Here is a 6588-nt window from a genome sequence, read left to right on the forward strand (position 1 = left end):
GAAGAGGAGGAGAATCCTCAGAGGATCGGACAACAAGATGAAGCCGTCCAAAACACTAATGACGGTGAAGATATTCAGTCGGAAGATTCTGCAGACAACATGCAAGAAAGCCATCCAACTGGACAAAATATACCACATGGAAAGTAGGTACATTTTGACTAAGGCTCAGAAAATTAACCTGCGACAAAATGTCACAACTGCTTAACATTGCGCACATATTCCCAAACTAGAAGCTATCAAAATATCAATTAGGAGCGGTTGGATCGCAAATTGCTTTATACCTCCGATATAGGACGAAGATACGTTCAAAAATGGAACATAAAGCAATGTTAAAACAGAAACTTCCTGAGCCAACAAGTGCAAACGGATTCGCAAGGAAAGCAGCGTTAACCAACACTGTGGAGCTGACCAACCTCATTCCCCCAACGGTCAGCTACCACAGTGGGGGTCATACATTAGTGATTGGTCCTTTTCCAATTCTTGCTGAAATTGAAACGCAGCTAAACCACCTGGACTCGCTCACTCTGCTTTGTATCGAGCAGGATGCAGAATCCGATCAATTAATCGATCCATCCCGACTGTATTTTGGTCACCAGCCACACGTTCATGGCTTTCTTGGAGCCTTTAAAGTTACCGTGAATCACGCTGGAAATATCGTCAATTTAGCCACTGCGGCGATTGGGCATGACTGCTTTGATGTAGTACTAGACATGACCTTGCAGGGGCTTATGACAGAAGAAGTCCCCGTTCCTGGTTATTTCCCGTGTGGACGAGGGTACCCGACCTTACCAGAAGCACTGGAGTCGATCCCCGACATGATGGGCACGTTTGATAAGCCAAAGTATTTTCGGCTGGATACCGATAAGTGCGCACACAGTTCTCGCGGAGTGAAAGGGTGTGATCGTTGTGTTGATGCCTGCCCAGCCGGAGCATTAACCAGTGATGGTAATGAAGAAATTGGACACAAAATTCAAATCAACCCATACCTTTGTCAGGGTATCGGAACCTGTGCTACGGCCTGCCCGACAGAAGCCATTCATTATGCCATTCCCGAACCTACTCAAACTCAGGCATTTGTTGAAGGACTGCTAAAAAACTACCGTGAAGCTAAGGGCGATAACCCAATCATCCTGTTTTGCAGCAGTCGCCATGAAACATACAACCTGATGGCACTTAATGCGCTACCGGACAATGTGATTCCGATTGAACTGGAAGAACTGCCATCTGTTGGCATTGATACCTGGTTTGCGGCGCTGACCAATGGTGCTACTCAGGTGATGTTTGCAGCGAGCCGTAAAATGCCAGAAACCATTTTGCGTGTTTTAGGGCAGGAGATAGACACAGCACAGGCGCTGCTTTCGCAGTTAGGAATTGAGGGCGAACGAATTCAAGTTTTGTATCTCGAAGACCTAAAAGATTCTAGCCCCACTTTATTGAATTCGTCTTTATGTACACCCATCGGTGAACTAAAAGGCACGAAGCGTGAAAGATTATTTAAATCGCTAGACCACCTTTCTTCCCTCCATATACCAGAAAAAATTCAAAGTTCAGTCCCCGCCAGCGCGCCTTTCGGCAACGTAAGTTGTGCCAGCAAGGACTGCACGCTGTGCATGGGGTGCGTAGCCGTCTGCCCAACAGGCGCACTACACAATGACGGAGTTTCACCGGAGCTCAGGTTTGTAGAGCAAGACTGCATTCAGTGTGGCATGTGCGAAAAAGCATGCCCAGAAAGCGCGTTATCGCTCCAACCCAGATTCAACTGGGATAAAGAAGAGCGGATACAAGCGAAAGTGATCCATCAGGAGAAAGCAGCGGAATGTTTACGATGCGGAAAACCTTTTGCGCCTCAGTCTATGATTACCATGCTACAGAATAAGTTACGTGGTCACTCCCATTTTAGCGATGAAATTGCCATCAACCGCATCGCGATGTGTGAAGACTGCCGTGTTATCGACATGTTCAGCGACTTTGCTGAACATCCAGAAAAACAGCTGAATGTGTAGGGGGCGTCTAATGACTATTTCAGAACAGTCTACAAGAAATGATTCAATGAGAAGCGACATCTACGCACTGTTTGCGGCTCTGATGCGCTCAGCTCCTAAAGAAGAGGTGCTCGACTGGCTTCAAGGCATTGAAATCAGTGAGGGTGCCGACAGCCGAATGTCTGATGCATGGACTCAACTCAGTCTGGCAGCCGCTATATACAGCCCACAAGACATTGCAGATGAATATCAACTCCTCTTCATCGGAATTGGCAGAGGAGAAGTGATGCCATTCGCATCCTGGCACCTGACAGGGTCGCTCATGGAAAAGCCTCTGGCTCTAATTCGACAGGATTTAGAAAGACTGGGTTTTGAACGCAATGAAACCACCAAAGAACCTGAAGATCATATCGCCGCATTGTGTGAGGTTATGTCTCTTCTGGAGTCTGAAATCGAGCAAAACGCGTTCTTTAACCGCCATATACAACCTTGGTTTGAAAAACTCACCGTACAGATAAAGCAAGCTGAGCATGCGCAATTTTACGCAGCCTTAGCAACTGTGATGAATCAGTTTTTGTTGATAGAGCAAACACGCTTCGCCCGTGTTCCTGTTCGAGAAACAAAGATGATCGCAACCGAACAATAAAACAGAGATGCAAAGCATCCATTTACGTAACTGGAGCAATGTATGAAAGACAAACAAGCCATCGATCCTCAACGCCGGGACCTGCTCAAAGGAATGACCACGGTCACGGTAGCGGGGGCACTTGCCGCTGGCACTTCCAAAGTCGCTGCTGCTGAGGAAACACAACCAGAGGTGACCGAATCAACCACCGGATACAAAGAAACGCAACATATCCGTGATTATTACGACACCTTATAAGGAGCAATGGAATGAAACTTACCAAGCGTTCCGATAGTGTCAACAAGGAAGAATGCCAAATCGGACTAAGCCGCCGTTCTTTTATGAAGAACTCAACACTCGCCGCAGGGGGAGCCGCAGTAGGGGCTTCTATGTTTGCGCCGGGCATGATGCGTAAAGCAGAAGCAAAGAGTGTGTCGGCAAATACCCCCGTAGAAATTAAACGCACCATCTGTTCCCACTGTTCAGTGGGTTGCGGCATTTATGCCGAAGTGCAAAACGGAGTCTGGACGGGACAGGAACCGGCTTTCGACCACCCGTTTAATGCTGGCGGTCACTGTGCGAAAGGCGCGGCACTACGCGAGCATGGTCACGGCGAACGCAGGCTGAAATATCCCATGAAGCTGGAAGGCGGAAAGTGGAAACAGCTTAGCTGGGATCAGGCCATCGAAGAGATTGGCAACAAAACACTGGAAATTCGCAAAGAATCTGGACCCGATTCGGTTTACTTCCTCGGCAGTGCCAAGCACAACAATGAACAAGCCTATATGTTCCGCAAGATGGCGTCGCTTTGGGGCACCAATAACGTCGATCACCAGGCGCGGATTTGTCACTCCACAACGGTAGCTGGTGTGGCAAACACCTGGGGCTACGGGGCAATGACCAACTCTTTTAACGACATGCACAACTGTAAGTCGATGTTGTTTATTGGATCTAACCCTGCCGAAGCGCACCCTGTCGCCATGCAGCACATTCTGATCGCCAAAGAGAAGAACAACTGCAAAATCGTGGTCGCGGATCCTCGTCGTACCCGCACTGCAGCCAAAGCGGATCACTTTGTTTCTATCCGTCCGGGTTCTGATGTCGCCTTTATCTGGGGCATCCTGTGGCATGTGTTTAAAAACAATTGGGAAGACAAAGAATTCATCCGCCAACGCGTATTCGGCATGGATGAAATCAAAGAAGAGGTCGCTCGCTGGACGCCTGCTGAAGTAGAACGTGTTGCAGGTGTGAGTGAAGCGGAAGTCTACAGAACCGCTAAGCTGCTCTCTGAAAACCGCCCGGGTTGTGTTGTCTGGTGTATGGGCGGTACCCAGCACACCACAGGTAATAACAACACCCGTGCTTACTGTGTTCTGGAACTGGCGCTTGGCAACATTGGTAAGAGTGGTGGCGGTGCCAACATCTTCCGTGGTCACGACAATGTTCAGGGCGCAACCGATTTGGGCGTGCTTTCTCACACACTTCCAGGTTATTACGGTTTGTCTGACGGCGCGTGGAAACACTGGTCTAAAGTCTGGGAAGTCGATTTCGAATGGGTTCAGAATCGCTTCGACCAGAACAAATACCGTGACAAGAAGCCAATGAACAACATGGGTATTCCCGTGTCTCGCTGGATTGACGGTGTTTTAGAAAACAAAGACAACATCGAGCAAAAAGACAACATCCGAGCCATGTTCTATTGGGGGCATGCAGTGAACTCCCAGTCTCGTGGTGTCGAGATGAAAAAGGCGATGGAAAAACTGGATATGATGGTCATCGTCGATCCGTATCCGACTGTTGCGGCTGTTATGAATGATCGCAAAGACGGTATCTATCTGCTCCCTGCGACCACTCAGTTCGAGACTTATGGCAGTGTTACGGCTTCTAACCGCTCACTTCAATGGCGAGACAAAGTAGTAGAGCCGCTGTTTGAATCCAAACCAGACCACGAGATCATGTATCTGCTGTCGAAGAAACTGGGTTTCTCCGATCAGTTGTTTAAAAACGTGAAAGTCAAAAACAACCAGCCTCTGATTGAAGACATCACTCGCGAATTCAACCGTGGAATGTGGACGATTGGTTATACGGGTCAAAGCCCTGAACGTTTGAAAGAACATCAGCAGAACTGGCATACCTTCCACAAAACCTCACTGGAAGCAGAAGGCGGACCCGCACACGGCGAAACCTACGGTCTACCTTGGCCTTGCTGGGGCACGCCGGAAATGAAACACCCAGGTACGCACATCCTCTACAACACATCCAAGCCAGTTGCAGAAGGGGGTGGTAACTTCCGTGCACGTTTTGGTGTGGAATTCGAAGGAAAGAACCTGCTTGCGGTGGACAGCTATTCGAAAGGCTGTGAGCTGGAAGATGGTTATCCAGAGTTCAACGACAAACTGCTTAAAGCACTGGGTTGGTGGAACGACTTGACGGAAGCCGAGAAAACCGCCGCAGAAGGCAAAAACTGGAAAACCGACTTGTCGGGTGGCATTCAGCGCGTCGCCATCAAACACGGATGTATCCCGTTTGGTAACGCCAAAGCACGAGCTGTGGTCTGGACGTTCCCTGATCGAGTGCCACTGCACCGTGAACCTCTGTACACCCCAAGACGCGATCTGGTTGCCGACTACCCAACATGGGACGACAGAGAATCCATCTATCGTCTACCTACCTTGTACAAATCCATTCAGGATCAGGATAAGTCAGGCGAGTACCCCATCATCCTTACTTCTGGTCGACTGGTTGAATACGAAGGCGGGGGCGAAGAGACGCGTTCCAACCCTTGGCTGGCTGAACTTCAACAGGAAATGTTTGTAGAAGTGAATCCGAAAGACGCCAACGATCTTGGCTTTAGGGATGGCGACATGGTCTGGGTTGAAGGTGCCGAGAAAGGGCGTATTCACGTGAAAGCCATGGTGACAAGACGCGTGAAACCGGGAATGGCATTTGTTCCATTCCACTTCGGCGGAAAGTTCCAGGGTAAAGATCTTCAAGGTAAATACCCAGAAGGGACAGACCCGTATGTCCTTGGTGAAGCGGCAAACACCGCCACCACCTATGGTTATGATCCGGTCACCCAGATGCAGGAGACCAAAGTAACTCTCTGCAACATTCGTAAAGCGTAAGGAGTCATAAAATGGCTAAGATGAAATTCCTATGTGACACCAAACGTTGTATCGAGTGTAACGGCTGTGTCACCGCATGTAAGAACGAAAACGACGATGCCCTCGAATGGGGGCTTCAACGCCGACGTGTCGTCACACTAAACGACGGTGAAGCGGGCGAAAACTCCATTTCAGTTGCGTGTATGCATTGTACCGATGCGCCGTGTATGGCGGTTTGCCCGACGGATTGCTTCCGTCAGACCGAAGACGGCATCGTACTGCACAACAAAGACCTGTGTATCGGCTGCGGGTACTGTCTGTTCGCCTGTCCATTTGGTGCGCCACAATTCCCGCAAACCTCTGCATTTGGTGAGCGTGGAAAAATGGACAAATGTACCTTCTGTGCTGGCGGTCCTGAAACTGAAAACGGATCTTCTGAAGAGAAAGTGAAGTACGGAGCTAACCGCATTGCGGAAGGCAAGCTGCCTATGTGTGCGGAGCTGTGTTCTACCAAAGCTTTGTTAGCAGGCGATGCGAATACCGTGTCTGAAATCTTCCGCCAGCGTATGGTGGAAAGAGGCGGCATTAGCTCCGGCTGGACAAGCGGTGAAGATCTCGCATTCGACGCAACCAAAAGCTAGAGGACCAAAATGTTACCACGCATCATCGTTACCTTCTTTTCGTTGTTTCTTGTGTTTGTTGGCAAGCCTGTTCTTGCCAACGAATCTGCAAGCGCGGAAAAAGAGATCGCTCAGCTTGCCGGAGCGGATTACTGGCGTTTGGTCAAAAATGGGGAAGAGGGCTATACCACGTCTCAATCTCCTGAACACGGCGTATTGATCAATGCCAGCGGTCAGCTTTGGCGAGAAGTGCGCAA

General features: G+C 49.4%; 5 protein-coding genes and 1 pseudogene. All 6 read left to right on the top strand.

Going from position 1 to position 6588, the window contains the following annotated elements; all coding sequences use genetic code 11:
* The first annotated feature begins 326 nt into the window (after window positions 1-326).
* Window positions 327-2003, top strand: coding sequence for a 4Fe-4S dicluster domain-containing protein (locus RH89_RS10470; RefSeq protein WP_004401719.1), 1677 nt, complete (start codon window positions 327-329; stop codon window positions 2001-2003).
* A 10-nt stretch (window positions 2004-2013) separates the two neighbouring features.
* Window positions 2014-2628: a TorD/DmsD family molecular chaperone gene (locus tag RH89_RS10475; RefSeq protein WP_004401720.1), complete on the top strand. Its 615-nt coding sequence runs from the start codon at window positions 2014-2016 to the stop codon at window positions 2626-2628.
* 42 nt (window positions 2629-2670) lie between these two features.
* A complete protein-coding gene (locus RH89_RS10480) occupies window positions 2671-2865 on the top strand; it encodes a transcriptional initiation protein Tat (protein WP_004401721.1) in 195 nt (64 codons plus the stop codon).
* 11 nt (window positions 2866-2876) lie between these two features.
* Complete coding sequence (locus RH89_RS10485) at window positions 2877-5732, top strand: formate dehydrogenase subunit alpha (protein ID WP_004401722.1); 2856 nt, start codon at window positions 2877-2879, stop codon at window positions 5730-5732.
* Window positions 5733-5743: 11 nt separating this feature from the next.
* Complete coding sequence (fdh3B, locus tag RH89_RS10490) at window positions 5744-6352, top strand: formate dehydrogenase FDH3 subunit beta (protein ID WP_004401723.1); 609 nt, start codon at window positions 5744-5746, stop codon at window positions 6350-6352.
* A 9-nt stretch (window positions 6353-6361) separates the two neighbouring features.
* A pseudogene (locus RH89_RS10495) lies at window positions 6362-6588 on the top strand (formate dehydrogenase subunit gamma); the annotation flags it as partial.

The organism is Vibrio nigripulchritudo ATCC 27043, assembly GCF_000222685.1.
In the GTDB taxonomy this organism is placed as follows: Bacteria; Pseudomonadota; Gammaproteobacteria; order Enterobacterales; family Vibrionaceae; genus Vibrio; species Vibrio nigripulchritudo.

Bases quoted from the DNA above. Each gene is read 5' to 3' on its own strand.
- RH89_RS10470 (WP_004401719.1), top strand. From the start codon at position 327: ATGTTAAAACAGAAACTTCCTGAGCCAACAAGTGCAAACGGATTCGCA.
- RH89_RS10475 (WP_004401720.1), top strand. From the start codon at position 2,014: ATGACTATTTCAGAACAGTCTACAAGAAATGATTCAATGAGAAGCGAC.
- RH89_RS10480 (WP_004401721.1), top strand. From the start codon at position 2,671: ATGAAAGACAAACAAGCCATCGATCCTCAACGCCGGGACCTGCTCAAA.
- RH89_RS10485 (WP_004401722.1), top strand. From the start codon at position 2,877: ATGAAACTTACCAAGCGTTCCGATAGTGTCAACAAGGAAGAATGCCAA.
- fdh3B (WP_004401723.1), top strand. From the start codon at position 5,744: ATGGCTAAGATGAAATTCCTATGTGACACCAAACGTTGTATCGAGTGT.